The sequence below is a fragment of the Neobacillus sp. SRL179 genome (assembly GCF_984799095.1).
Genome location: NZ_OZ481792.1, coordinates 3,201,413 through 3,226,814, shown reverse-complemented (window position 1 = coordinate 3,226,814; position 25,402 = coordinate 3,201,413). Strand labels below are relative to the sequence as shown.

The 25,402-nt window shown below is 36.5% G+C and carries 28 protein-coding genes and 1 riboswitch; of the genes, 24 read left to right on the top strand and 4 right to left on the bottom strand.

Features of this window, described 5'->3' with window-relative positions; all coding sequences use genetic code 11:
- Positions 1-4 precede the first annotated feature (4 nt).
- The 15 genes from AC4E8C_RS15910 to AC4E8C_RS15840 all read left to right on the top strand — a co-directional run bounded on the left by AC4E8C_RS15910 (position 5) and on the right by AC4E8C_RS15840 (position 15,242).
- Positions 5-493, top strand: coding sequence for a YpuI family protein (locus AC4E8C_RS15910; protein WP_490207632.1), 489 nt, complete (start codon positions 5-7; stop codon positions 491-493).
- A gap of 126 nt (positions 494-619) precedes the next feature.
- Positions 620-1,510, top strand: coding sequence for a superoxide dismutase (locus AC4E8C_RS15905; RefSeq protein ID WP_490207631.1), 891 nt, complete (start codon positions 620-622; stop codon positions 1,508-1,510).
- 167 nt (positions 1,511-1,677) lie between these two features.
- The gene (locus AC4E8C_RS15900) at positions 1,678-2,823 is read left to right on the top strand and encodes a D-alanyl-D-alanine carboxypeptidase family protein (protein WP_490207630.1); all 1,146 of its coding nucleotides are present in this window, start codon (positions 1,678-1,680) and stop codon (positions 2,821-2,823) included.
- Complete coding sequence (locus AC4E8C_RS15895; protein ID WP_490207629.1) at positions 2,816-3,403, top strand: nucleoside recognition domain-containing protein; 588 nt, start codon at positions 2,816-2,818, stop codon at positions 3,401-3,403. The genes AC4E8C_RS15900 and AC4E8C_RS15895 overlap by 8 nt, the downstream gene beginning before the upstream one ends.
- 5 nt (positions 3,404-3,408) lie before the next feature.
- Positions 3,409-3,945: a spore maturation protein gene (locus AC4E8C_RS15890; RefSeq protein WP_490207628.1), complete on the top strand. Its 537-nt coding sequence runs from the start codon at positions 3,409-3,411 to the stop codon at positions 3,943-3,945.
- A 191-nt stretch (positions 3,946-4,136) separates the two neighbouring features.
- Positions 4,137-4,874: a 23S rRNA pseudouridine(2605) synthase RluB gene (gene rluB, locus AC4E8C_RS15885; protein WP_490207627.1), complete on the top strand. Its 738-nt coding sequence runs from the start codon at positions 4,137-4,139 to the stop codon at positions 4,872-4,874.
- Positions 4,875-4,973: 99 nt separating this feature from the next.
- Positions 4,974-5,498 (top strand): thiol-disulfide oxidoreductase ResA, encoded by a 525-nt coding sequence (gene resA / locus AC4E8C_RS15880; RefSeq protein ID WP_490207626.1) that lies wholly within the window; start codon positions 4,974-4,976, stop codon positions 5,496-5,498.
- A 23-nt stretch (positions 5,499-5,521) separates the two neighbouring features.
- A complete protein-coding gene (gene resB / locus AC4E8C_RS15875) occupies positions 5,522-7,147 on the top strand; it encodes a cytochrome c biogenesis protein ResB (protein ID WP_490207625.1) in 1,626 nt (541 codons plus the stop codon).
- The gene (gene ccsB / locus AC4E8C_RS15870; RefSeq protein WP_490207624.1) at positions 7,148-8,332 is read left to right on the top strand and encodes a c-type cytochrome biogenesis protein CcsB; all 1,185 of its coding nucleotides are present in this window, start codon (positions 7,148-7,150) and stop codon (positions 8,330-8,332) included. It begins immediately after the preceding gene.
- Positions 8,333-8,500: 168 nt separating this feature from the next.
- Positions 8,501-9,217, top strand: a complete 717-nt coding sequence (locus tag AC4E8C_RS15865) for a response regulator transcription factor (RefSeq protein WP_490207623.1) — start codon at positions 8,501-8,503, stop codon at positions 9,215-9,217.
- Positions 9,214-10,998, top strand: a complete 1,785-nt coding sequence (locus AC4E8C_RS15860) for an ATP-binding protein (protein WP_490207622.1) — start codon at positions 9,214-9,216, stop codon at positions 10,996-10,998. The genes AC4E8C_RS15865 and AC4E8C_RS15860 overlap by 4 nt, the downstream gene beginning before the upstream one ends.
- A gap of 337 nt (positions 10,999-11,335) precedes the next feature.
- The gene (gene sigX, locus AC4E8C_RS15855; RefSeq protein ID WP_490212587.1) at positions 11,336-11,887 is read left to right on the top strand and encodes an RNA polymerase sigma factor SigX; all 552 of its coding nucleotides are present in this window, start codon (positions 11,336-11,338) and stop codon (positions 11,885-11,887) included.
- Entirely contained in the window at positions 11,862-13,052 is a 1,191-nt protein-coding gene (locus tag AC4E8C_RS15850) for a negative regulator of sigma-X activity (protein ID WP_490207621.1), read from the top strand. The genes sigX and AC4E8C_RS15850 overlap by 26 nt, the downstream gene beginning before the upstream one ends.
- A 173-nt stretch (positions 13,053-13,225) precedes the next feature.
- The gene (locus tag AC4E8C_RS15845) at positions 13,226-13,993 is read left to right on the top strand and encodes a peptidoglycan DD-metalloendopeptidase family protein (RefSeq protein WP_490207620.1); all 768 of its coding nucleotides are present in this window, start codon (positions 13,226-13,228) and stop codon (positions 13,991-13,993) included.
- A gap of 369 nt (positions 13,994-14,362) precedes the next feature.
- Positions 14,363-14,496, top strand: a riboswitch (FMN riboswitch).
- 161 nt (positions 14,497-14,657) lie between these two features.
- A complete protein-coding gene (locus tag AC4E8C_RS15840) occupies positions 14,658-15,242 on the top strand; it encodes an ECF transporter S component (protein ID WP_490207619.1) in 585 nt (194 codons plus the stop codon).
- A gap of 136 nt (positions 15,243-15,378) precedes the next feature.
- Here the strand turns inward: AC4E8C_RS15840 and AC4E8C_RS15835 are convergent, their stop codons facing one another.
- On the bottom strand, positions 15,379-15,627 hold the full coding sequence (locus tag AC4E8C_RS15835; protein WP_026573327.1) for a ferredoxin: 249 nt from the start codon (positions 15,625-15,627) through the stop codon (positions 15,379-15,381).
- A 257-nt stretch (positions 15,628-15,884) separates the two neighbouring features.
- On the opposite strand from AC4E8C_RS15835, the gene AC4E8C_RS15830 reads away from it, so the two are divergent.
- From AC4E8C_RS15830 to AC4E8C_RS15810, 5 genes are all read left to right on the top strand, one after another.
- On the top strand, positions 15,885-16,922 hold the full coding sequence (locus tag AC4E8C_RS15830; RefSeq protein ID WP_490207618.1) for a YpbB family protein: 1,038 nt from the start codon (positions 15,885-15,887) through the stop codon (positions 16,920-16,922).
- A complete protein-coding gene (locus AC4E8C_RS15825; protein ID WP_490207617.1) occupies positions 16,922-18,430 on the top strand; it encodes a RecQ family ATP-dependent DNA helicase in 1,509 nt (502 codons plus the stop codon). The genes AC4E8C_RS15830 and AC4E8C_RS15825 overlap by 1 nt, the downstream gene beginning before the upstream one ends.
- Positions 18,427-19,032, top strand: a complete 606-nt coding sequence (locus tag AC4E8C_RS15820; RefSeq protein WP_490207616.1) for a CPBP family intramembrane glutamic endopeptidase — start codon at positions 18,427-18,429, stop codon at positions 19,030-19,032. The genes AC4E8C_RS15825 and AC4E8C_RS15820 overlap by 4 nt, the downstream gene beginning before the upstream one ends.
- The gene (locus AC4E8C_RS15815; RefSeq protein ID WP_490207615.1) at positions 19,029-19,787 is read left to right on the top strand and encodes a LysM peptidoglycan-binding domain-containing protein; all 759 of its coding nucleotides are present in this window, start codon (positions 19,029-19,031) and stop codon (positions 19,785-19,787) included. Before AC4E8C_RS15820 ends, AC4E8C_RS15815 begins: the two co-directional genes overlap by 4 nt.
- 93 nt (positions 19,788-19,880) lie before the next feature.
- The gene (locus AC4E8C_RS15810; RefSeq protein ID WP_490207614.1) at positions 19,881-20,336 is read left to right on the top strand and encodes a DUF2663 family protein; all 456 of its coding nucleotides are present in this window, start codon (positions 19,881-19,883) and stop codon (positions 20,334-20,336) included.
- A 25-nt stretch (positions 20,337-20,361) separates the two neighbouring features.
- On the opposite strand, the gene AC4E8C_RS15805 is transcribed toward AC4E8C_RS15810, so the two are convergent.
- Genes AC4E8C_RS15805 through AC4E8C_RS15795 form a run of 3 tightly spaced genes read right to left on the bottom strand, consistent with a single transcriptional unit; the run spans position 20,362 to position 21,441 of the window.
- Positions 20,362-20,931, bottom strand: coding sequence for a manganese catalase family protein (locus tag AC4E8C_RS15805; protein WP_490207613.1), 570 nt, complete (start codon positions 20,929-20,931; stop codon positions 20,362-20,364).
- A 22-nt stretch (positions 20,932-20,953) separates the two neighbouring features.
- Entirely contained in the window at positions 20,954-21,214 is a 261-nt protein-coding gene (locus AC4E8C_RS15800) for a spore coat protein CotJB (protein ID WP_490207612.1), read from the bottom strand.
- On the bottom strand, positions 21,211-21,441 hold the full coding sequence (locus AC4E8C_RS15795; protein ID WP_490207611.1) for a spore coat associated protein CotJA: 231 nt from the start codon (positions 21,439-21,441) through the stop codon (positions 21,211-21,213). Before AC4E8C_RS15795 ends, AC4E8C_RS15800 begins: the two co-directional genes overlap by 4 nt.
- A gap of 143 nt (positions 21,442-21,584) precedes the next feature.
- Here AC4E8C_RS15795 and AC4E8C_RS15790 point away from each other — a divergent pair, with 143 nt between their 5' ends.
- The 4 genes from AC4E8C_RS15790 (at position 21,585) to AC4E8C_RS15775 (ending at position 25,349) form a co-directional block, all read left to right on the top strand.
- Positions 21,585-22,220: a CBS domain-containing protein gene (locus AC4E8C_RS15790; protein WP_490207610.1), complete on the top strand. Its 636-nt coding sequence runs from the start codon at positions 21,585-21,587 to the stop codon at positions 22,218-22,220.
- Positions 22,221-22,388: 168 nt separating this feature from the next.
- The gene (locus AC4E8C_RS15785; RefSeq protein ID WP_490207609.1) at positions 22,389-23,162 is read left to right on the top strand and encodes a metallophosphoesterase; all 774 of its coding nucleotides are present in this window, start codon (positions 22,389-22,391) and stop codon (positions 23,160-23,162) included.
- A gap of 87 nt (positions 23,163-23,249) precedes the next feature.
- The gene (locus tag AC4E8C_RS15780; RefSeq protein WP_490207608.1) at positions 23,250-23,831 is read left to right on the top strand and encodes a genetic competence negative regulator; all 582 of its coding nucleotides are present in this window, start codon (positions 23,250-23,252) and stop codon (positions 23,829-23,831) included.
- Positions 23,832-24,071: 240 nt separating this feature from the next.
- Complete coding sequence (locus AC4E8C_RS15775; protein WP_490207607.1) at positions 24,072-25,349, top strand: Glu/Leu/Phe/Val family dehydrogenase; 1,278 nt, start codon at positions 24,072-24,074, stop codon at positions 25,347-25,349.
- The last annotated feature ends 53 nt before the right edge of the window (positions 25,350-25,402 follow it).

Genomic DNA, 25,402 nt, shown 5'->3' with positions numbered 1-25,402 from the left:
CATTATGGGGAATTCATTAGTAAGAACACAGCTTAATGATGTAAAAGATTTTTTAGCAAAGTCAATTTCAACACTTGAAGATTTTTTAAATGAAACCACAATCGCACAATTAAATTTAGAAAATGATGAAGATCGTATTTATAATAAATTAATCCTATCAAATTTACGAAAGCTGGCTGTCTATAGCGAAGAAGGTTTAGAAACCTGCTCAGTTATTTTACAAAGTGAGCCGTTCCAAAAAGCGGCTGCAGAAAAGACTCTTTACAGAATTTATCATCAATGTATTGAAGAGTTTTTCTCACCTAAGAATGATGCTTGGTTTGAAAATAGTCGCTCTGCCTATACAGGTAGAAACTCAATTAAATTTTATCGAAGTGTTTCAGAAAGTGTAATCCAACTAATTAAAAGTTTAGAAAGTGATTTTCAAAGAATCCGTGAAGAACTTGAGTATTACGAAACAGATTATCGGACAAAAATGACCCAATCAAAATAAAAAAGTAAAAAATATTCAGAGGACTTTCCTGTTAAAGAGGGAAGTCCTTTTTTGTTCTTAACAAAGGCAATTCTTCATACGCTTTAGAAGGATTAAAAGAGAAAAAACGGATGGGAGGGAACTAGCATGGACCGTTTTAGCCAGTATGTAAATGAGTTATTCAATTGGAATGAGGAAATGAAACAATTTCTCCAATCAAAGAAGGTTGGGCAAGACTCTGAATTATGGGGGGAACTAGATGAATTTACCGAGTTAATTGAAAGTACCAATCAAGAGTTATCCAACGAGGAATTGCTTCGTCTCCAAAGAAAGGCGGAGGATATTCATGAGCAATTGGAACACTACTTTAGAAAAAAACAAGAAGTTGGAACCATTTGGGTGGTTGAAAAAACCCTTCCACCGGGCGGTCATACTTTACCAGAACTCCCATATCCCTATAATGCTTTAGAGCCCTATATTTCTGAGGAAATTATGAAGCTTCACCATGATAAGCATCATCAATCATATGTGGATGGATTAAATCGAGCCGAATTAAATCTCAAAAAAGCAAGGGAGTCCAATGATTTTTCTTTGATTAAACATTGGTCTCGTGAGCTGGCATTTCATGGATCTGGACATTATCTTCATACAATTTTTTGGAAGAATATGAGCCCTAAAGGAGGGGGAAGTCCCCAAGGCCTATTAAAGGGTGAAATTGAACAATATTTTGGGAGCCTTGAAGCCTTCAAGAAGCAGTTCTCGGAAGCTGCCAAACAAGTGGAGGGGGTAGGGTGGGCTCTATTAGTCTGGTCACCGAGAGCACGGCATCTGGAGGTATTACAATCAGAGCGCCATATGCTCTTAACTCAATGGGACACGATTCCCCTTCTGGTATTGGATGTTTGGGAGCATGCCTATTATCTTCAATATAAAAACAATCGGGCAGCGTACGTGGACGGGTGGTGGAATCTAGTGAACTGGCATGATGTTGAAATGAGGTTTGAACGGGCGGCAGATATTAAGTGGCCGGCATTTTAGAAAAGTTCTAATTGAAAACTCGCCAAACAGCGAGTTTTCTTTATTCTGTGTCATAAGAGAACTCGTCCCGCATAAACTTGTATAAATAAAGAAAGGCAGAAGCGCCTAGGCGCTTTAGCCGGACAAGCAGACAAGTTGACAGATGAGAAGGAGACGAGGTTAATCTGATGAGAAAGAATTCAAAGCTACTAATTATTTCCCTCCTGGTCTCACTATTGATTGGAAACATTCCTCATAAGGTTGATGCTTCCTTGGGGGTGAGTGCCTCTAGTGCCGTATTGATTGAGCAGAAATCAGGAAGGGTTCTGTTTGAAAAGGAAGCTCATACAAAGAGAAGAATCGCAAGTATAACAAAGATTATGACAGCTGTTCTTGCCATTGAATCGGGGAAAATGGATCAATACGTTAAAGTGAGTGAACAAGCTACACGGGCTGAAGGGTCTTCGGTATATTTAAAACCGGGTGAAAAACTTAAACTTCATGACCTTGTGTATGGCTTGATGCTGAGATCGGGAAATGACACAGCTGTGGCAATTGCCGAATATGTAGGGGGAAGTGTGGATGGATTTGCCTTGTTAATGAATCAAAAGGCAAAGGAAATTGGTATGTTTAATACTCATTTTGCTAATCCACATGGGCTTGATGATCACGAAGATCATTATTCCACTGCTTATGACATGGCTATCCTTATGCGTTACGCGATGAAAAATAAAACTTTCCAAAAAATCTCAGGTACAAAGGTATATCGTGCGCCAAATCCCACAGAAGATTGGGATCGTGTTTGGAAAAACAAAAATCGCCTGCTCACCAAATACAAGTATGCAACGGGCGGGAAAACAGGATTTACAAAGCGAGCCAAACGGACACTTGTCACAACCGCCACAAAAGGGGATATGAACTTAATTGCTGTGACCTTAAACGGACCAGACGATTGGAATGATCATATATCCATGTATGAGAGTGGATTCCAAGGCTTTGATATGACAGAAGTGTTAGCAAAGGGTAAAGTCGATATAGCAAAAAACAAGTATTATAAGGGTCATTTGTATGTGAAAAAATCAATTGTTTACCCTGCAACTAGCGAAGAAATGGACATGTTCAGTATAAAATACAAACTCAATAAGCCAGATTCAGATCTCCGAGAATCAAAAAATGAAGTAATAGCCGGTAAGGCTTCCATTTATCTCAACGGAAGGGTGATCACGGAAACACCTATCTATTATAAACATGTTTCAAAGGGTAAGAAGAAAGGTTTATTTAACTTTGTAAAGGAAACTTTTCTTTCAGTTATAGGTGTGAATGCAAATGGTTAACTATGTATGGGTTGCCATGACGATTATAGGGTTGGTGTTCGCACTGATTAACGGTAACATCGAAGCGGTTAATAAGGCAGTATTTGTGGGAGCTAAAGAAGCTGTAACGCTTTGTATTGGACTAATCAGTGTATTAGTATTCTGGCTTGGGATGATGCGGATAGCTGAGGAATCAGGTCTTTTAGATAAGTTGGCTAAACTATTTCGCCCGTTAGTGAAAATTTTGTTTCCAGAAGTTCCTGTGAATCATCCGGCGATGGGTTATATCTTATCAAACATGATTTCAAATATGTTTGGATTGGGAAATGCTGCAACTCCACTTGGGATTAAAGCGATGGAGGAATTAAAAAAATTAAATAACGGGAAAGCGGAGGCAAGCAGGTCCATGGTTACTTTTCTAGCCATCAATACTGCCAGCATTACGATTATTCCCACAACAGTTATAGCAATAAGATTGACCTATAATTCAGCATCACCGACAGAAATTGTTGTTCCAACCATTATTGCAACCTTGCTTTCGGCAATAGGGGCAGTATTGATTGATCGTTATTTTTATTATCGCAGAAGCCGAAAAGAGTGATAGAAATGGAACTGTTCTCAACTATTTCGCTAACGTTTATCCCTTTATTAATTGGATTTATACTTTTATATGGTACATTCAAGCGGGTTCCAACTTATGAAAGCTTTGTGGAAGGTGGAAAAGAAGGCATTAAAATAGCGGTATCAATCATTCCTTTTTTGGTAGGTATGTTCGTCTCCATTTCTATTTTTCGTGCATCGGGTGCACTAGACGCATTAATGGATTGGGTAAAACCATTCATGCGATTAGTGGGTGTGCCAGCGGAAATTGTCCCTTTACTTATTATTAGGCCAATTTCAGGCACAGCAGCTCTGGGGATGACAAGTGATTTGATTGCTGTCTATGGCCCTGACTCTTTTATAGGACGCTTAGCATCCGTTTTGCAGGGGAGTACCGATACCACTTTTTACGTATTAACAGTTTATTTTGGGGCAATAGGGATTAAAAAAATGGGAGATGCGCTTAAAGTGGGTCTCCTCGCAGATGTTGTGGGGATTATCGTTTCGATTATTGTTGTAGTTTTGATTTTTGGAACAAAATAAATGAATCACAAAGCATGTTTCCTTTGGAACATGCTTTTTATTTTATTTATTGATACCCGTTACTTTGAAAAGTGAAGAAATTGTGTCATAATTCATTAGAATAGAATTGTGTAGGGTATACCAATTTGGATACATCTATTGTACTGTACTAATTGTTTTCGATATAAGGAAAAATTTTTTGAGGTGAAATAATGGAAAGATTGCAAAAGGTCATTGCTCGAGCGGGCATTGCTTCAAGGAGAAAAGCCGAGGAGTTAATTAAAGAAGGCAGAGTAAAGGTAAATGGACAAGTGGTTAAAGAACTAGGTGTAAAGGTGACTGCTGCTGATAAAGTAATAGTTGATGAAATACAGATTGAAAAAGAAGAACCTGTTTATTTTCTTTTGTATAAACCAAGGGGTGTTATTTCTAGTGTAAGCGATGACAAGGGGAGGAAAGTGGTTACTGATTTTTTCTCTCACTATAAAGAAAGAATTTTCCCTGTTGGCCGGCTTGATTATGATACTTCGGGGCTTTTGCTATTAACAAATGACGGGGAATTTGCCAATTTACTAATGCACCCAAAAAATGAAATAGACAAGGTGTATGTAGCAAAAACAAAAGGCATTCCATTAAAGGAAAATCTAAGGAAATTAGAAAGAGGAATTCGCCTTGAGGATGGAAAGACAGCCCCAGCTAAAGTCAAACTGCTTTCCGCAGATAACAAGAAACAGACAGCTATTGTTGAAATAACTATTCATGAGGGCCGAAATCGTCAGGTAAGAAGGATGTTTGAAGCAATTGGGAATGAAGTATTAAAATTAAAACGGGAACGTTATGGGTTTTTGACATTAAATGGACTTAAAGCTGGGGAAGCACGTGAATTAACACCACACGAAGTAAAGCAGCTGCGGGGCTATGCTATAGAGCATTCTAACAAAAATTCATAATTTAGTCACATTTACTTTCTTTTGTTTACACTGTGAAAGTGTTGAAAAATGCTATAATTTAAGACAAATTGTGTCGGGAGAGTTATTGGAGGTTTAAATATGAAAAAACGGCGATTAGTTATGAGAACAATTATTTTACTTGTACTAGGTGCAGCCGTTGCCTACTCACTTTATGCTAATCTTACAAAAGATACGAAACAAAAAGTCGCTGTTGGGGAAAAGGCGCCTGATTTTGCACTAGTCGATATGCAAGGAAACAAGCATCGTCTTTCCGATTATCGAGGACAGGGGGTATTTTTAAACTTTTGGGGAACCTGGTGCCCACCGTGTAAGAAAGAAATGCCATATATTAATAATCAATACCATCAATATAAAGACAAAGATGTTCAGGTTTTAACGGTAGATATTGCGGAGCCTGAACTCGCAGTTAAACAATTTGCAGACCGCCTTAAGCTTGATTTTCCTATTATGATTGATAAGGAAAAAGAAGTCATGAATGTATACGGTGTTGACCTCCTTCCGGCAACATTCCTCATCGATCCGAATGGGAAGGTAGTAAAATATTATACCGGAGAGCTGACTGAAAATAAGATTAAGGAATTTATGGAGCAAATAAAACCTTAAGGGATTGTAAGGAGTTTTTTACAATGAATGATGTTAAATGTGAATGCGGGCATGTGAATCCGCATGGAACCGTGCTGTGTGAAGCCTGTGGGAAAATTTTGGATGAACAAGATGCGAATAATAAAGAACTTCTTGACATGCGCTATGAGGGAAGTGCACGCCGCTCACAAACATATAATAAAACCTTTATTGATAAAATATGGAATTTTTTCTCGTCAGTTAAGGTCGGAGTATGGATCATTATCGTTATCTTAATTGCTTCGACTCTAGGAACGATTTTGCCGCAGGAAATGTACATTAACCTTCCGCCTGAAGTGTATTATGAGCAAGAGTATGGCTGGTTCGGGAAATTATATTATCAATTAGGTTTTCATGATTTATATGGTTCCTGGTGGTACTTAATTTTAATAGCCATGCTTGGCACTTCGCTTGTTATTTGCAGCATAGATAGAGTGGTTCCATTATACAAGGCCTTAAAGGCCCAAAGAGTAACAAGACATGAAGGTTTTTTAAAGCGCCAACGTGTATTTGGTGTGACTGATCATTTTGATGAACAAGATTTAATCACCATTAAACAGCATTTAGCAGCAAGACGGTATCATGTCCGTGAAGAAAATGGTGATTTGTTGGCTGAAAAAGGACGTTTTTCCCGTTGGGGACCCTATGTCAACCATGTGGGCCTAATTATCTTCCTTTTTGGCGGAATGCTTCGGTTTGTCCCCGGATTTTATGTGAATGAGAACCTGTGGGTAAAAGAAGGAGAAACGGCGGTCATCCCCGAAACGGGTGAAAAGTTCTATCTGAAAAACAACCAGTTTATTTTGCAGCATTATGATAAAAATGAGGATAAAACTTTTGAAAAAGCGATTGAAATGGCTGGACAGGTTGTTAAGAACTACCAATCCAATGTCGTTTTATATAAACGAGTAAGTGAAAATCTCCCTGGTGAAAAACCAGAATTAAAGGAAATTAAAGATTATAAGGTTCGTGTTAACCATCCTTTATCCTTTGACGGATATTCTATTTTTCAATCTTCTTATCGAAGCGAACTGAAGGCCATGTCTTTTGCCTTAACAAATAAGCAAACAAGTCAATCCTTTGGTGAGTTGAAAATTGATCTTGAAGACCCGAAAGAAAAGTATGACCTTGGTAATGGCTATTCAGTAGAAATATTAAACTACTTTCCAGACTTTGAATTTAATGAGGATGGTGAACCCACTACAAAGTCGCGGGCACCTAATAATCCTGCGTTTATCTTCCGTATGGTTACACCTGATATACCAAAAGGGGAAACAAGTTTTGTTGCAATCAAGCAAACGATTGAGCCTTTTGGTGATAATCAAAATAAAATGTCATTTAAGGGAATTGAAACAAAAAATGTTTCAGGATTTACTGTTCGAAAGGACTCATCTCTATGGGTTATTATTTTAGGTGGAATCATTTTCATGATTGGTGTGATTCAAGGTGCTTATTGGAATCATCGTAGAATCTGGATTCAAAACAAAAACGGACAGATTTGGATTGCGGCTCACACGAATAAAAATTGGTATGGCTTAAAAAATGAAATTGGAACGGTTTTAGAAGAAACGAAACTTGACATCCCAGAGGATCAATTTCAAAGGGACAATATGATTAAGGAGGGAGTCTAGTTGGCAGCACTTAGTAGTAATTTATTATTTATTGCTTTTATTCTTTATTTAGTTTCCATATTGTTTTACGGTGGATCTATTAAATCAAAGAAGGTAACGGAAGAAAAGAAAGGCACCAATAAATGGGGGAAAATCGCTGTATTTTTAACTATTGTTGGTTTTATCTCACAGGTAGGTTATTTTATTACGAGATGGATTGCAGCAGGACATGCTCCTGTAAGTAATATGTTTGAGTTTACTACTTTTTTCGGTATGGCTCTTGTTGGTGCATTTATTGTTATTTATTTTATTTATCGAACCACCTTACTTGGATTATTTACGATGCCTGTAGCGATTTTAGTTATTGCATATGCAAGCATGTTTCCCAGAGAAATTACGCCATTAATACCGGCATTACAAAGTTATTGGCTGCATATTCACGTCACCACTGCTGCCATGGGTGAAGCCATCTTAGCGATTAGCTTTGCGGCGGGTTTAATTTACCTTGTTAAAGCTATCGATCAAACAAAAAGGAACAAACAGACCTTTTGGCTTGAAATGGTGATGTTTGCATTAGTAACAGTACTTGGATTTGTAGCTGTTTCATCACTATTTGCGGGAATGGGTTATCATGAAAAATTTAATTGGATTGATAAACATGATAGTCAAGTAACGGTTGAATATACAATGCCTGCTATTACTGGTCCACATGAAGGGGAATTGTTAACAAAAGATGGATTTAAGCCATGGATCGAAATGCCTGCCTTTATTAATGCTAAAAAGTTTAATACAGTGATTTGGTCATTATTGGGCGGATTGATTTTATACGGATGCATTCGATTAATATTAAGAAAAAGAATTGCAGCTGCCTTAAAACCACTTGTTAAAAATATTAAACTCGATTTTGTTGACGAGATTAGTTATCGATCAGTATTAATTGGTTTTCCAGTATTTACACTCGGTGCGTTAATTTTTGCAATGATTTGGGCTCAAATGGCCTGGTCTAGATTCTGGGGCTGGGATCCAAAAGAAGTTTGGGCCTTAATTACATGGTTATTTTATGCAGCATTTTTACATCTCCGTCTTTCTAAGGGCTGGCATGGGGAAAAATCCGCATGGCTTGCTGTTATTGGCTTTGTGATTATTATGTTTAATCTTGTTGCAGTAAATTTAGTGATCGCTGGTCTACATTCATATGCAGGTTAACACCATGAATGGCGTTAAACCGTTCTATAGCCTTCACCTCGATTGAGTGAAGGCTTTTTAAAAAAGTAGATTGTCAAATAATTGTCACTTTTTCTTGCAGTAATTACCGTGTAAATATAGAAATATCGTAAACCATTTTGTACAATAAACCTCATGGGGGGATTAATAATGGAAAAAGACGTAAAGATTTTAGTAGTAGATGATGAAGAAAGAATTCGCCGTTTATTAAAAATGTACTTAGAGCGTGAAGAATATAGCATAGATGAAGCTGAAGATGGAAACGAAGCATTAACCAAGGCATTTGCAAATGATTATGACGTGATTTTACTTGATTTAATGATGCCAGGTAAGGATGGAATTGAAGTTTGTCGAGAATTGAGGGAAAAAAAGGCTACTCCCGTTATTATGTTAACAGCAAAAGGTGAAGAAATAAATCGTGTTCAAGGATTTGAAGTAGGAACAGATGATTATATTGTTAAACCATTCAGTCCACGAGAAGTGGTCTTACGTGTAAAAGCATTATTAAGAAGATCTTCTCAAACAAGTTATCTGCAAACAGAAACAACTACGAAAGACGTTATTGTTTTTCCACATTTAACTATTGATAATGATGCACACCGTGTAACAGCTGATAGCAAGGAAGTCAGCTTAACACCAAAGGAATACGAACTTTTATATTTCTTGGCAAAAGCGCCGGATAAAGTGTTTGATCGGGAACAATTATTAAAAGAAGTGTGGCATTACGAATTTTTTGGAGACCTGCGTACCGTTGATACGCATGTAAAACGCCTCCGTGAAAAATTAAACAAAGTATCTGAACAAGCTGCAAGAATGATTGTAACAGTTTGGGGTGTAGGTTATAAATTTGAGGTAATAAATGAATGACCTTTTTACGAAGTGTTGTAGGTAAGCTTTGGTTTACCATCCTGTTATTGGTATCATTTGTACTGTTTATACTAACGGTCATGCTCCTAGAATTTTTCCAAAACTACAACATTCTTGAAACAAAAGAGGACTTAACCCATACTGCTGAAAAAATTGCCCATGTACTAGAGGAACATCCTGATGATAAATTTCCATTAGGTTTAGAAATCTCATGGGAAATCATCGATGATGTCACAAAAGTGGTCGTAGTAAAAAATGATAATGAAGTCTATTATTCGCCAAATACCAATAAAGAGAAAAAGTTAACGTTGGCAGATATTAAAAGTGATCCGGACTTATCAAAAATCTTTCATAATACTACAACTGTTGAAAAGGTTTCAGATCTTTCTACAAAGAATGGAAACGAAGATTCTAATTATTCCATCATAGGCGTCCCGCTTCACCTTTCAGGTGAAAGTAATGGTGCCGTCTTTATTTATCAATCACTTAGTGTAATACAAGCAACAACACATTCTACAACAAAATTTATTTTACTTGTTGCAGGGGTCGCCATAATTCTTACTACAATTTTTGCATTCTTTCTATCAACAAGAATTACCGCACCACTGAGAAAAATGAGGGAAGCTGCGTTTGAAGTGGCGAGGGGTAAATTTGACACAAAAGTTCCTATCCTTACTCATGATGAAATAGGGGAATTAGCCACGGCATTCAATCAAATGGGCAGGCAATTAAAGTTTAATATGAATGCCCTTAGCCAAGAAAAGGAACAACTTTCTAGTATCTTAAGTAGTATGGCAGATGGAGTTATTACCTTTAACCGGGATGGGACCATCCTAATTACGAATCCTCCTGCAGAACGATTTTTACAATATTGGTATTATGAAAAAGGTGGAGCAGGTAGTACTGATTCGGAGTCTATTCCATCACAGGTGATGGATCTTTTTCAAGAAGCAGTTGATACAGAAAATGAACAAATGGGTGAAATCTCACTACAAGGTCGTCATTGGGTCATATTAGTAAGTCCGTTATATAGTAACCAATTTATTCGTGGAGCCGTAGCGGTGCTGAGGGATATGACTGAAGAACGGCAATTAGAAAAAATGAGAAAAGACTTCATTGCGAATGTTTCACATGAATTACGGACTCCTATCTCCATGTTACAAGGATATAGTGAAGCCATTGTTGATGATATTGCTGAATCGCAGGAAGAGAAAAAAGAAATGGCAAGAGTTATTTATGATGAATCATTACGGATGGGCCGGCTTGTCAATGAATTGTTAGATCTAGCCCGAATGGAATCCGGGCATATCCACTTATCAATGGAAGACGTTGATCTCGTTTCATTCATTAATAGGATTATTCATAAATTCCAAGGATTAGCAAAGGAAAATGAGGTTCAATTGTTTGGGAAAATCGAAAATGGTATTTCGACTGTAGTATTTGATCCAGATCGGATTGAACAAGTACTGACGAACTTAATTGATAATGCCATGAGGCATACACCAAAAGGTGGAACTGTAAAGTTAACAGTAACCTCGGAAGATAAGGGAATCAGAATAGAAGTGAATGACTCTGGTTCTGGCATACCTGAGGAAGATTTACCATTTGTTTTTGAACGCTTTTATAAAGCTGATAAAGCAAGGACACGAGGGAGAGCTGGAACAGGGTTAGGTTTGGCGATTGCCAAAAATATAATTGATGCTCACAGAGGAACAATTTCTGTTCAGAGTAAATTGGCGATAGGTACAACATTTTCTTTCCTACTGCCACGAAAAAAGTAGGATTATCAAGTTTTTTGCCGATTGTTCTTGATTCACGGGAAACAATCAGCAATATGAATAACTAACTTAAAAAAAGAGGCGTCGAATTAGAGCTCATCCTACCTGGATGAGCTTTTTTAGCCGATAGGAAAATATATCTTGCGTATCAACCATTAGGACAACTACGCCATTGCCAATAGGGCTCGCCAATCGACGAGAGTTTTCTAATGCTTTAATCGAGTAACTAACTGACTTACAGTAAATACCTTCCTTTTTGTCCAAAAAAAGTCTATATTAATAAGGGTGAAACTTTTTATACATAAACACCGACTAATATTATGAACGGGGAGGGGAAATGATGGACTCCGTTTTCGATGAACTATATCAAAAATATCATCATGACGTTTTTCAATTTTTGTTTTATATGGTTAGAAATAAAGAACAAGCGGAAGATCTTGTCCAGGAAGTATATATTCGTGTATTCAAGGCCTATAACCGCTTTGAAGGGAAGAGCAGTGAAAAAACTTGGCTGTTTTCCATTGCGAGGAATGTTGCCATTGATTTTTTTCGTAAACAAAAAGGCTGGAAGGAAAAGCTATTAGAAAAATTTGATTGGTCAACAAATCAAGTGAAGGATGAATATCCCATACCTGAAGAAATAACAGTACAAAATGAAGAAATCAGATGGATTTACAAATGTCTTGATTATTGTACCGTGGATCAACGTTCTGTCATTATCCTGCGTTATTTACAGGATTTATCCATTGCGGAAACGGCCCAAGCTTTAGGGTGGACAGAAAGCAAAGTAAAAACTACCCAACATCGCTCATTAAAAGTACTGAAAAAGCAAATGGGAATGTTTTATGAGAAGGAGGGATTAGCTAGTGAAAAAGTCGGAGTGGAGCGATAATGAGCTCGAAGAATTATTAAGGCAAATGCCAAAAATACAAGATCATCGCGATCCTCGTGACATTTACCAAAACCTTTCTATAAAAAAACGTAAAACGAAACCATGGCTATTACCAAGTATAGCTGCAGCAGCTGCCCTGCTTCTTTTTTTCATCCTAGTACCTAAGTTAATGGATGGGACAAATGTATCTTTTGAAAATGCAAAACAGGAAAAATTTTCAACAAAGAAGGAAATGGACGTAGCGCAAAAGGATTTATCCACTGAGCCGAATCAAAAAGACAGCGCTAAAGAGGATAAAACATTTTCAGGTACAGCACAGGAAGAACCAATGAAAACTGAAAGTAAGAAAACGGCCATTTACAATGAACAGGTTGGCAGCGGAACAGTATTAACTTATTGGATACCAGACAAGCAGGCACAGATTTTAGTTCCCATTTCTATCGTAGTTCAACCATCTAAAGATCAATCATGGCTAAATCTATATAATGAAGCTATGTCAAAACTCAAGGAAGAGGAATGGGGTTTAACGGAATACTACCCATTAAATGCAACGTTGAAATGGGATGAAAGCAATCAAACTGTTACAGTTGATGTACCTGAAAATCACCAATACGGACAAGGCTCAACTACTGAGGTGAATTTTATGAAGGTAATTAATAATGATGTAGCCTCCAATAGTAATAGTAAAAAAATTCTATTCACAACAAATGGTCAACCTGGAGTGGAGTTAGGCAATTACGGAAGAATTAATGAGGATAAGGTAAATTCGCAAGATAAACATGCGTATTTCTTTTATTTTCCTGAAGGCAGTGTATTGCCACTGTTAACACCATCTAGTGAAACATATACAGATTTTTCGACTGCAATTGAGGCAATGAAGAAGTCCCCTGCAGGTTTGGGTTTAGAAAGTTCTCTTGAGAAACTACTCCCTATTAATGAAATATCCATAAATGACAAAACATTATTAATCTCATTTAAAGGAAATACTAGTATGCAGAATAACCAATTAACTTTATCTTCTTTTGAAGCGTTGTTGCTAACTGCTAAACAATTTGGTATGGAAAAAGTGATTGTAGAGGATGCACCTATATCGAACATTGGTGAGTTTGATTTATCTAAAGAAATCCATGTTCCAATCGCACCCAATTTCCGTCCTATTCAATAAACCATTAAATCAGCCGACTCGGTTGATTTTTTTTGTATAAAAAAGTGGAAAACTCCAAATTATAACAAGTATGTTCACAAGTTCCCTCTATAAAACATTTTGTTCTAGATGAGAAAGGTCGAACATATGGTATGGAGGAGGAAAGGGACAAGTATAAGGAGGAAAAAGAAACAATGCGTGACTACATAAAAAGATTTTTAATTGCCATTATTATGGCACTTTGTGTCAGTTTATTATTCTTGGGTGGAAGACATTCTGATGCAGCAGGTATTGAAGGGCAAACTGGAAGGAAGGCTCACTGGATTTGGCCAGCCGATGGGATTATATCAGATACATATGGAACAAGGCAGGGAAAACATAAAGGAATTGATGTAGCAGGAAAAATGGATACTCCAGTACTTGCTGTTGATGACGGTGAGGTAGTAAAATCCTATTATTCTAATACATATGGGAATGTTATATTTATTAAACATCCTAGTAATTTTGTTACTGTTTATGCCCATTTAAATAAGAGGAATGTTTCACAAGGTCAACAAATTAAACAAGGTGATGTTATTGGGAAAATGGGTAAAACAGGGCAGGCAACAGGAACACATCTCCATTTTGAAGCGCATCAAATGGAATGGAGATTCGATAAAAAATTTGCACTGGATCCTGAAACCCTTTTAGGTAAAGCTGAAGTTGGTGAAAACGTCCAGGGCGGCATTGTGAGTAAAGGTGATTATGTTCTTGAGGTAAGCTCTCGTCTACAATCACAATTGGAAGAAGGCCACTTACAGCCAAACAATACGTCGAACAGAGTCAAATATATTGTAAAAAGCGGAGATACGTTGTCGTCGATTGCCATTAAGCAAAATATTTCAGTTAAAGTTCTTAAGGAAATTAATCACCTAACATCCGATCTTATTAAAACCAATCAAACTCTAATTGTTTATCCATAATCTTTATACAATACCCGCTGCATGTGCAGTCGGGTATTTACTATTTTAATTACAAGGCTCTGTTAATCTTAATTGTTGATTTACGCTCCAGGTGCTTCGCTTTCCGCGGGCGTCCCCGGGGAGCCTCCTCGGGGACGCCCCAGCCCCGTACTCCCGCAGGAGTCTTCGCACCTTCCGCTCCAATCAACGTGCAAAAAAATCAATATTAGTCTTTAACACAGCCAATTACAAAAAACACCAAATATAAAATTCACTCAAATTCTTATATGTGCCCTTTTTTATTTTGTTATTACATAAAACTTACAAGCAGATTGTTTTACTTAACAAACATGAATTTCTTTAGTATAATAAACTTGTAATTTCATATCGATCTATCTTCGGGGCAGGGTGAAATTCCCGATCGGCGGTATTAGAGTATAGCTCTTAAGCCCGCGAGCCTTTTTATGGCAGGATTTGGTGCGATTCCAAAGCCGACAGTATAGTCTGGATGGGAGAAGATGGAGGTTCTGCAGACGTTCAAAAAATTTCGATTTAATGGACGTTTATTAAGCGTGCCTTTGTTAACTCCCTCAAGATTTTTTCTTGGGGGATTTTTAGTTGTCAAGGACGTATGTATGCTGAACCTCTCTTCCTAACGTGATGGATCAAAAAAGGAGAGAGGAAGATGAAGAAAATGAAGAAAACAAAGAAATTAAACGTAAAGGCCTATGTTTCAATTGGGATGCTAAGCAGTATTGCCTATCTGTTAATGCTATTAAATTTTCCCTTGCCGCCCTTCCCAAATTTCTTGTTTGTTGATTTCAGTGACATCCCAGCATTAATCGCTGCACTTATTTTTGGACCAGTTGCAGGAATATTAGTAGAGTTATTAAAAAATGTTTTAAATTATATTGCTACAGGAAGTCAAACAGGAGTTCCAGTCGGACATATTGCCAATTTCCTTGCCGGAGTTGTCTTTATCCTGCCAACATATTTTGTTTATAATAAACTTAAAACTAAAAAGGGAATGACAGTAGCGTTAATAATTGGAACAGTTACAATGGCTGTAGTGTTAAGTATCTTAAATTACTTTTTAATATTACCTGCCTATACCATTCTGATGGGCTTCCCAGATATGCGTAATTTGGTTATTCCAGCCATCTTACCTTTTAACATATTAAAGGGTGTAATGATGTCCATTATCTTTATGTTATTGTTTATACGAATGCAAACATGGATTAATAAATATACAACAATAAAAGGTGCATAAAATAAAATAAAACAAAACAAAACAAGATCTCCCCAGCGTAGTCTTGTTTTGTTTTTTTTGTTTTAAGATTTATGTAAAAAAAACCTCGTCAAAAGACGAGGAGTTAGTAGCTTAAAAATATTTTATTGACAAAATATTATTCGAATTTAGTTGGATTACCGTCAAATGGCTCTTCTGCAACTTTAATAGAATCAGTTGGACAGCCTTCAAATGCATCCATCATGTCGTCGATTAAAACATCAGGAATTTCAACAATTCCTTCGTTATCGTCAAGTGTTACAAATGCAATACCTTCGTCATCATAATCATAAATATCAGGTGCTGCTGCGCCACATGCACCACACGCGATGCAAGTTTCCTTGTCAACAATTGTGTACTTTGCCATGAAAAAAACCTCCCAGTAAAATAAAAAAAATATTCTTCCTGTTTCCCCTTAACGAAATGGAAACGCATTACTCATATCTATTGTAAAACTGTATGAACAACTTTTCAATAGAAAAATGCTTTTATTAGAGTGGATTGTCCTATTCATTTTTATAAAGTTCTCCATATTTGCGCAACAAGTTTTGTATTTCATGGTAAAATGAAATTAATAAAAATGGGAAATTTGTCGATATAAAGCGAAAGAGTGGTGGGAGCAAAATGTTAAAACTAGAAGCCATCATTCTCAATTGTATAAAACAGCTAAATCGTGAGCGTACGATTTATTCCATTTATCATCTTTTAAATGGGAAAAAGTCATCCCAAACAATTCAGGATGCTCATTTATTTTCTCTAAAAAAATTTTTTGGAATATATGAACCGTTAACAAGAGAGTCCTTTGAAAAAATAATTGGTTCCTTACATGAAAAAAAGTGGATTGAAAATTGTGATGAACAAAGGTATTTTTTAACGCAGTTAGGACAGTTGAATTTGGAAAATTCCCCTATGCCAATATACCTGAATGGCTGGAGCTACCATTCCTTCACATCTATATTTTGGGAAAGGCTGTCGTTATTTGTTCAGGTCACATCTAATCTTGTTTTTGGGGAGGTAAGGTATTTACCCATTCAAAAAAAACAAGATGTTCATCAATGGTTGAAATCCGCTTTAAAGGAAATCAACGTACCAAGAAAAGAGTTGGGCAGTCGTTTGTTCACGGAGTTAATGGAGTGTTTTAATGAGGAACCGGATATCGATCCCTCGGTTTTAGTATTTCGATTAACTGGATACCAACAAATAGGATTAACACCACAGCAAACCGCCCAAAAATTAGCGATGGATATTCACGAATACCATATTGAATTCATTTATATTCTTCATTATTTAATGGAAATTATTAATCGCCATGCTGATCGTTTTTCCATTTTACCAATCCTTGCAAAGGATTTGAAACAAGATGATGAATTAACACTTTCAGCAAGGAAGACGTGGCAGTTATTAGAAAAAGGATATGCCTTTACTGAGATTGCAGATCTAAGACATTTAAAGATAAGTACAATCGAGGATCATTTAGTTGAATTTGCTTTACACATTGAACATTTCTCAATAGACCCTTATGTAGATAGACAGTTACAGCAAACAATAGCTGAGATCTCACAACAAACAGAAACAAGGCAATTAAAGAAAATAAAGGATCAAATAAAGGAAGCAACCTATTTTCAAATAAGGTTAGTGTTAGCAAAGTTTGGTGAACAATAATGGAATTAGAAACTCTATTAGAAAAGCATTTTGGTTTTACTTCATTTAAACCAGGGCAAAAGGAAGTTATCACATCAATACTAAAAGGACAGCATACTTTAGCCATGCTCCCAACTGGAACAGGAAAATCTTTATGTTATCAACTTCCCGGTTATATTCTAGGAGGTAAAATATTAATTATTTCTCCGCTTCTTTCTTTAATGCAAGACCAGGTAGAGCAAATGAAACGGTTCGGTGAAAAAAGGGTAATTGCCTTGAATTCTTTCCTCACTTCGTCAGAAAGAAATCATGCGCTTCATCATTTATCTGAGTATAAATATATCTTTATATCTCCTGAAATGTTACGTGTGCCTTTTATAATCGGTTTATTAAAACAACTAACGGTTTCACTGTTTGTAGTAGATGAGGCCCATTGCATTTCCCAGTGGGGTTTCGATTTTCGACCAGATTATTCTAAATTAGGGGTTGTAAGAAAAAAATTAGGGAATCCTCTTACCCTTGCCCTTACTGCCACTGCAACAAAGAAGGTACGTGAAGACATAGTTAGTTCCCTTGAACTTGAGGAAATAAATAGAATAGAGTCGACAATAGACCGTCCCAATATCGCTTTTTCTATTGAGAAGGTTAACCACTATCACGAAAAGCAAGATCGAGTTTTAGAACTAGTTAAAACGTTAAAAAAGCCGGGTATTATTTACTTTTCTAGCAAGAAAACAGCAGAGCAAATTGCATCCCTGTTAGTTGAAAAAGGGATCTGCCAGGCTATGGCTTATCATGGTGGATTGGATCAAGACACAAGAATATTGATTCAACAACAATTTATACATGATCAACTTGATGTCATTTGTGCTACTAGTGCATTTGGGATGGGAATTAATAAAGAAAATATTCGGTTTATTATTCATTTTCATATGCCTATGCAAATGGAATCCTATTTACAAGAAATTGGCAGAGCTGGGCGTGATGGATTGCCTAGCATTGCCGTCCTTCTATATGCACCAGGTGATGAACAGCTCCCGCTTCAATTGGCAGAAGGGGAATTACCAACAGAACAGCAGATTGATTGGCTTTTCAGTAAAGTTCATCGTGAACAACTTATTAAGGATGGAAGGGTGGATTTATATCCTCAGATCAGTGAACAGGGTGGCTTTTCTGAAATACAATGGAGAATTATTAATGACTTTGTTAATAATCCCTTTCAAGATGTTATACCCTTGGACGTGATGAAAACATCCTTAAAGAAATTTGTGAAGGAACGACTAGGAGTTAAAGTAAATAATATTTTCCAGATGAAAAGAATGATGGAAACACAGTCATGCCAAAGAGAATATATCCTTCAATATTTTGAGGAAGAATTGTCAATAAAAGTTTCCTCATGCTGTGATTACTGTGGTTTACAACTAAATGCTTATCAAACGTCGGCAAACGAATTACCTCTTAAAACAGGTGATTTGTTGTGGAAAGATTATCTTGCCAAAATTCTTATATCTAGTGAGTTGAGTGAATGAAAAAAAAGAAGTATAGTGAATTAATCGCTAGTTTGTCAGATAAAGAGCTCCTTTATCATTTATATTTAACCCAAATCATCCTCTTAGCGATATCCCTAATTTTAGGATTCATTTTGTTTGATCATTTTTCTTATTTACAAAATTTAAACATTAGTGACCCTAGAATTATTACTGTTGGCTTACCTGCAGGTGCTGCAGTTGTTTTATTGGATTTGCTGTTGATGAAATGGCTCCCCTCTTCCTTTTATGATGATGGGGGCTTAAATGAACGAATTTTTAGCAGCAGATCTATTGGTCATATCCTGGTTATCGCTTTTTTTGTTGCCTTTAGTGAAGAACTTCTTTTTAGAGGTATAATCCAAACGAAAACAGGACTGATCTTGGCTAGTATAATATTTGCTATTATTCATTATCGTTATCTTTTTAATTGGTTTTTGTTTATGAATATAGTTCTATTAAGCTTTTTTATTGGGACAATTTACGAATGGACTGGAAATCTTGCAGTCACCATCATTATGCATTTTGTCATTGATTTTCTTTTAGGTCTATATATAAGATATAGAAGTTCAACAGTTAAGGAACAAGGAGGCGGTACTCCGTGAATAAAGAAGAACCTTATAGAGATCAAGCGGAAAGATTAAAACAACGAATCCAAAAAATAACAGAAACAGGCGAAGATAGTGGCAGTGCCGAGGACGGAATCAGCAGCAAACTGCCTCCAAGAGAAATTGTGCACCGTCAAAAGAAAAAGAAGACAAAATGGAAGGTGAAGTATCCTGTCATCAGATTATTGGTTCTATGTTTTATCCTCCTTCCTATTATAATTTTTAGTGTAATTTCCTATCGAGATAACGGAGGTAAAGTTAATCACACTGAAAAAACATCTGGAAGTACAGTTGGATATGAAACGATTAATCTTGAACCGTCGAATCAAGAAGAAAACAAAATAACTAAGGAACCACCTGAAGATAATAATCAAGGTCAGAACGGAGTGAATGAATCCACATCTGAAACAGACCAGTTAATATCACCTGATAAAACAACATCTGTTGAAACACCTATTTCCAGTCATAGTAGCAGCGATAATCAGGTCACAGATAAAAATAGTCAACAACAGACTCCTGATAATAATCAAACAAATACAAGCACTAACACAAGTACTAAAACAGGCACTAATGCAAGAATAAATAATAAAAGGATGGTTTACCATACTGTTAAACCAAAGGAAACACTCTTTAAGATTGCCACTACGTACTATAAGTCTCAAAGAGGTATTGAAATTATTAAGAAAGCCAATAATTTACTGAATGAAAACATTTATGTCGGTCAAGTTTTAAAAATACCATTAGAAAATTAACCGGTCAAAAGACCGGTTAATTTTTTTTATTGTAAAAAACATATTTTTTAGGACAGGTTCATAAGTATATAGGGAGAAATGGGGGGTGAAAGTTTGGATTCTCCAATCCAATTACTCGAACATACGGATCAAGCAACAAAACAAATGCTGGAAAACGTTAGAAAAAGGAAAAAAAAATTTGATGATAGTAAAATGTGGCATTATTTTTCGATTTATGGAACTCTGTTCGTGGCCTTTTTATTTATTGTTTATTTTTATTTAACAATCTTTAAACACTATTCATATTCCTTTTTAGCCATGATATCGGCCTCATTAAATGATGCAGTTGCCGTTTTTTTGCTGGCATTCTCAATTATTGGATTTGGTGCCATGAATCTGTTAAAGCAGCAAAAGGAGAAAAAGGAAAAAGAATATCAAGAGTTAAGATGTGAAATCGTTGATCGCAGCAAAGATTTATGGAAAAGGGAAGAAGAATGGAAAAACCGTCACATTGTTTTTGAAATTATGAAGAAACAATATGATATTAATTTATACCACGAAAAAAAATAAGAAGCAGAGCTGCTTCTTATTTTAATTAAAAGATTTTCTTTTTTCCTTGTTCGTCTTTTAATATTTCAACTGCTTCACGGAAGCGCTGTGAATGCACGATTTCTCTTTCCCTCAAGAAGCGTAAACTATCATTTAAATCGGGATCATCACTCATATTAATAATCCACTGATAAGTGGCTCTTGCTTTTTCTTCTGCAGCAATATCTTCGTATAAATCAGCAATGGGATCTCCTTTTGCTTGAATATAGGTTGCTGTCCATGGAACACCGGAGGCATTTTGATAATATAAAGCTTTATCGTGATTGACATAATGATCTTCGAGACCGGCAGCAATCAATTGTTCAGGGGCAGCGTCTTTCGTTAATTTATAAATCATCGTTGCGATCATTTCAAGGTGAGCAAATTCTTCCGTACCAATATCATTAAGAAGCCCAATTACTTTACCTGGAATGGTGTATCTTTGATTTAAATAGCGAAGTGCCGCCGACAGTTCTCCATCTGCACCACCGTATTGCTCAATTAAATATTTTGCTAACCGGGGATTACAAGTACTTACACGAACTGGATATTGTAGCTTCTTTTCATAAATCCACATCTAGGAATATCCCTCCCTCATTTTATACTTGCCATGGCCATGGAGTATCATCCCAGTTCCAAGGGTACCCTGAAAAGCTGTTGCCAAATTGTTGTAGAGGGCCAAATTGACTTTCAAATTGCTTTTTGATTTTCTTCCTTTCTTTTGCATAATGATTAAATTGGTTAATGGCTTCCAGATCATCATTATGTGTGTCCAAGTATAGGGTTAGTTCAACTAAAACAAAATCAACGGCTTGGAGTTGTTCCATTAATTGATAATATTCGGCTGGTACTTGATTCATTGAGGTAATCCTCCTTTGCCCGGTTCAAGCGGACCGAACCATGGGTCATAGAAAGCTTTCCAAAGGGTCCCAGCTTTAAGTGCTTCAAGCGGTGTAAATTGAGGTAAATTAGGTGGTTGAAATCCCATATATAAGTTAGGGGGTGTAGAGTATGCTTTTTCTAAAATTGGTTTACAGGGGTCAAATGGACTAGCATATGGATGGTAGGTTTTAAAATGAGTATTCATAGTCGCCCTCCCTTTATTCAATATCAATTAATCATATGAGATAATTCTTGTAACATGACATAAATCTTTATTATAGGAAAGGATTTTTAAATATATTGTAGAAGTATAATAAGATAATGATTTTTACTATGAGGTGATGGGATATGTTTGTGAAGAATATAATGATACCGAAGCATGAATGCTTTACAGCACAGGCAGATGTAACGCTGAAAGATGCATTGGCAATGTTAGAGGCACACGAAATCGATGGATTACCGGTTTTAAACGGCGATAAATATGTAGGGGTAGCAACAAGATACAACATCTATGAAGGATTTTTTCTATCCGGAAAGTCGAAGGACGACTATTTAGTTACTAATCAAGTGAAAGACATTCTCTCACATGAAGAAAAGTATCTAGAGGGTGGAGAGTTATTTGAAAGAACACTTCTGGATCTAAAGGATTTCCCGTTATTAGCTGTTGTAGGGCCAAATAAAACCTTTCTTGGTGTGGTTACGCGTTCCGATGTAATCAGTTCCTTCGAAAGTGCGTTTGGCGTCAATCGCCCTGGAGTAAGAATTGCTTTTACATCAGTTGAAACAGAAGGGCGGATTGCCAGACTTTCTGAAATTGCCCATCAATTCCATGAACACATCATATCACTTGTCACCTTCGATGAAACAGATAAACTAGTTCGAAGGATTGTTATGAAAATAGAAAAGAAGGATAACATAGATAAATTTACTAAGAAACTTGAGGAATACGGATTCCGCATTTTAAGCATACAAGAAGACGAATAAATTGAATGTGGAAAAAATTAAAAAATCCTTCTCATCATGTATGGGAAGGATTTTTTAAATTAAAAGAATAGGTATTCTTGTCCTTTGGTGTGGATCATTTTTTGTTTAGACCTTTTTTATGATATGATTTCGGTAAAAATTTGAGAATTTGAAATGGGGATTGGGTTAATGATTCTTTGGGGAGTTGTTTTGATTTTAGGGCTTGGGGTTCTCATGTTCATGTATATGCTGCATGAGGCATTTTTAAATAAAGTAGTTAAACATGAGCTATATTTCACTGATTTTCCTGAGTCTTTTGGGAAAGTGACGGCTTTTTTTATTTCAGATATTCATAGAAGGTCTATCTCTGATTCAGTGATACAGGTTGTTAAGGGCAATGCTGATTTTGTAGTGATTGGGGGAGACCTAACGGAAAAAGGGGTACCGTTTGAAAGGATAAAAACAAATATTAAAAAACTAATGCAAATTGGACCAGTATATTTTGTTTGGGGAAATAATGACTATGAAGTGGATTATCGTAAATTGGATGCACTCTTACTTGATTTAGGTGTAAAGGTATTGGACAATACCGCCGTGACATTTGAATCGGCACAAGGTGATAAATTATGTTTACTTGGTGTCGATGACTGTGGTCAAAAACGCGATCGGTTGGATTTGGCACTTCTTGATGCGGCCGATAATAGTTTTAAAATATTAGTAAGCCATTTCCCAAACATTACGAAAAAGATTCAACCTGAGCACAACATTCGCTTAGTATTAAGCGGTCACACCCACGGTGGTCAGATACATATTTTGGGTTATAGTCCACATAAAAGAGGGGGAATCCATAAGTTGGCAAATACCATTCTTTTAATTAGTAATGGCTACGGGACGACTGCATTACCGTTAAGGTTAGGGGCACCGGCACAATCACATCTTATTACCATAAAAAGTGGTGCTTAAAAAGTTGGATTAAGATAGACAATTCACCAATAGCATTCTAAGGCATACACTAAAAACAAGAGTTATGTCACGGCAGGGGGCAAAAGCATGCGCTTAGAACGCTTAACGGCCAATAAAATAAAAATATTTTTAACCTCTGATGATTTATTTGATAGAGGCCTTTCCAAAGAAGATATTTGGAAGGATTCGAGTAAATGGAATCAACTTTTTCATGATATGCTTGAAGAAGCAAGTGAGGAGTTAGATGTTGATATCCAGGGTTCTGTTGCAGTTGAAATTTTCTCCCTTCAGGCGCAAGGGATGGTCCTAATAATTACAGTGGATGACATATTAGATGATGATGAATTATTATATGATGGCTATATTGAAATGCAGGTAAGGGTTGAAGGCTGTGCAGAATTATTATATGAGTTTACAGATTTAGAGGATATTATTGGTGTTTCAAAAAGGTTATCGATTGTAGATATTTTCGGCGGGAGCATATACAGTATGGATAATCGCTATTATTTGTTGATGGATAATGTAGAGCAAGCTAATAAAGAAAAAGCTGCTTGTATTTTATCTGAGTATGGAACTCCCTCCATCCGTAGTCCCTTCCTCCTTGCCGAATATGGAAAAACAGTAATAGAACATTTTGCAATAGAAACCATTCTGCACTTTTTTAAATAAAAGGATAAACGAATTAAAATAATAACAAGGGGCAGCAGCCTCTTGTTATTAATCTTAAGAAAACAATACGTTTATACATAATTGACAGAATCCTAAAAACATACCAATGGTAACGGTTACATAAAAACATTATTTATTCAAAATTGTATGTTTTTCTTCTTGCATAAATCCTTTAAACGTGTATACTTGTCACTGAAAGAAGACAACATTCGCATAGCATTTTCTAGGAGGATTACACAAATGGTAGCCGAAAAAGCCAATGACCAAACGAATCAAGAAGGAAAACATGATGTGTTAAAATCTACACAAACTGTTATCCATAAGGCCCTTGAAAAGTTAGGTTATCCTGAAGAGGTTTATGAGCTCTTGAAAGAGCCGTTACGTATGTTAACAGTGAAAATTCCAATAAGGATGGATGACGGTTCAATAAAAATATTTACTGGATACCGTGCACAACATAATGATGCAGTAGGACCAACAAAGGGCGGCATCCGCTTTCACCCTAATGTAACTGAGAATGAAGTGAAGGCCCTTTCGATTTGGATGAGCTTAAAATGCGGTATAGTTGACCTTCCATATGGTGGAGGGAAAGGTGGAATTGTTTGCGATCCTCGAGATATGTCTTTTAGAGAATTAGAAAGATTAAGTCGTGGATATGTACGGGCAATCAGCCAAATTGTTGGACCAACTAAGGATATCCCTGCTCCAGATGTATTTACTAATTCACAAATTATGGCGTGGATGATGGATGAATATAGTCGAATCGATGAGTTCAATTCACCTGGTTTTATCACAGGTAAGCCGCTAGTTTTAGGCGGATCACATGGCCGGGAATCGGCAACAGCGAAAGGCGTAACCATCTGTATTCGTGAAGCAGCTAAAAAGAAAGGCATCCAAATTGAAGGTGCTAAAGTAGTTGTTCAAGGCTTTGGGAATGCGGGAAGTTATTTGTCTAAATTTATGCATGATGCTGGAGCAAAAGTAATTGGAATTTCCGATGCGTACGGTGCATTATATGATCCAAACGGTTTAGATATTGATTACCTCTTAGATAGACGAGACAGCTTTGGTACCGTTACTAAATTATTTAAGAACACGATCACCAACAAGGAATTACTTGAGCTTGATTGTGATATTCTTGTACCTGCGGCGATTGAAAATCAGATTACTGAAGAAAATGCACGTAATATTCGTGCAAGTATCATTGTCGAGGCAGCAAATGGTCCTACAACATTAGAGGCTACTGACATTTTAACGGAACGTGGAATCTTACTTGTACCTGATGTATTGGCATCGGCAGGAGGGGTAACGGTTTCATACTTTGAATGGGTTCAAAATAATCAAGGTTATTATTGGACGGAAGAAGAAGTGGAAGAAAAGCTGGAAAAAGTTATGGTGAACTCATTTAAAAATATTTATGATACTGCAGAAACACGCCGCGTAGATATGCGTCTAGCTGCCTATATGGTCGGGGTAAGAAAAATGGCAGAAGCAAGCCGCTTCAGAGGCTGGATTTAATTTCACTAAATAGTATTAAAAGTATTGATTGTTGAAACATCATACAAAATCTC

Excerpts from the sequence above, each read along its gene's own strand:
- AC4E8C_RS15790 (WP_490207610.1), top strand. The coding sequence starts at position 21,585 with ATGTTTGTGAAGAATATAATGATACCGAAGCATGAATGCTTTACAGCA.
- resB (WP_490207625.1), top strand. The coding sequence starts at position 5,522 with ATGAATGATGTTAAATGTGAATGCGGGCATGTGAATCCGCATGGAACC.
- AC4E8C_RS15865 (WP_490207623.1), top strand. The coding sequence starts at position 8,501 with ATGGAAAAAGACGTAAAGATTTTAGTAGTAGATGATGAAGAAAGAATT.
- AC4E8C_RS15825 (WP_490207617.1), top strand. The coding sequence starts at position 16,922 with ATGGAATTAGAAACTCTATTAGAAAAGCATTTTGGTTTTACTTCATTT.
- AC4E8C_RS15895 (WP_490207629.1), top strand. The coding sequence starts at position 2,816 with ATGGTTAACTATGTATGGGTTGCCATGACGATTATAGGGTTGGTGTTC.
- AC4E8C_RS15820 (WP_490207616.1), top strand. The coding sequence starts at position 18,427 with ATGAAAAAAAAGAAGTATAGTGAATTAATCGCTAGTTTGTCAGATAAA.
- AC4E8C_RS15785 (WP_490207609.1), top strand. The coding sequence starts at position 22,389 with ATGATTCTTTGGGGAGTTGTTTTGATTTTAGGGCTTGGGGTTCTCATG.
- AC4E8C_RS15890 (WP_490207628.1), top strand. The coding sequence starts at position 3,409 with ATGGAACTGTTCTCAACTATTTCGCTAACGTTTATCCCTTTATTAATT.
- AC4E8C_RS15845 (WP_490207620.1), top strand. The coding sequence starts at position 13,226 with ATGCGTGACTACATAAAAAGATTTTTAATTGCCATTATTATGGCACTT.
- sigX (WP_490212587.1), top strand. The coding sequence starts at position 11,336 with ATGGACTCCGTTTTCGATGAACTATATCAAAAATATCATCATGACGTT.
- AC4E8C_RS15835 (WP_026573327.1), bottom strand. The coding sequence starts at position 15,627 with ATGGCAAAGTACACAATTGTTGACAAGGAAACTTGCATCGCGTGTGGT.
- AC4E8C_RS15780 (WP_490207608.1), top strand. The coding sequence starts at position 23,250 with ATGCGCTTAGAACGCTTAACGGCCAATAAAATAAAAATATTTTTAACC.
- AC4E8C_RS15905 (WP_490207631.1), top strand. The coding sequence starts at position 620 with ATGGACCGTTTTAGCCAGTATGTAAATGAGTTATTCAATTGGAATGAG.
- AC4E8C_RS15805 (WP_490207613.1), bottom strand. The coding sequence starts at position 20,931 with ATGTGGATTTATGAAAAGAAGCTACAATATCCAGTTCGTGTAAGTACT.
- AC4E8C_RS15800 (WP_490207612.1), bottom strand. The coding sequence starts at position 21,214 with ATGAATCAAGTACCAGCCGAATATTATCAATTAATGGAACAACTCCAA.
- AC4E8C_RS15860 (WP_490207622.1), top strand. The coding sequence starts at position 9,214 with ATGACCTTTTTACGAAGTGTTGTAGGTAAGCTTTGGTTTACCATCCTG.
- rluB (WP_490207627.1), top strand. The coding sequence starts at position 4,137 with ATGGAAAGATTGCAAAAGGTCATTGCTCGAGCGGGCATTGCTTCAAGG.
- AC4E8C_RS15910 (WP_490207632.1), top strand. The coding sequence starts at position 5 with ATGGGGAATTCATTAGTAAGAACACAGCTTAATGATGTAAAAGATTTT.
- AC4E8C_RS15840 (WP_490207619.1), top strand. The coding sequence starts at position 14,658 with ATGAAGAAAATGAAGAAAACAAAGAAATTAAACGTAAAGGCCTATGTT.
- resA (WP_490207626.1), top strand. The coding sequence starts at position 4,974 with ATGAAAAAACGGCGATTAGTTATGAGAACAATTATTTTACTTGTACTA.
- AC4E8C_RS15775 (WP_490207607.1), top strand. The coding sequence starts at position 24,072 with ATGGTAGCCGAAAAAGCCAATGACCAAACGAATCAAGAAGGAAAACAT.
- AC4E8C_RS15795 (WP_490207611.1), bottom strand. The coding sequence starts at position 21,441 with ATGAATACTCATTTTAAAACCTACCATCCATATGCTAGTCCATTTGAC.
- AC4E8C_RS15830 (WP_490207618.1), top strand. The coding sequence starts at position 15,885 with ATGTTAAAACTAGAAGCCATCATTCTCAATTGTATAAAACAGCTAAAT.
- AC4E8C_RS15900 (WP_490207630.1), top strand. The coding sequence starts at position 1,678 with ATGAGAAAGAATTCAAAGCTACTAATTATTTCCCTCCTGGTCTCACTA.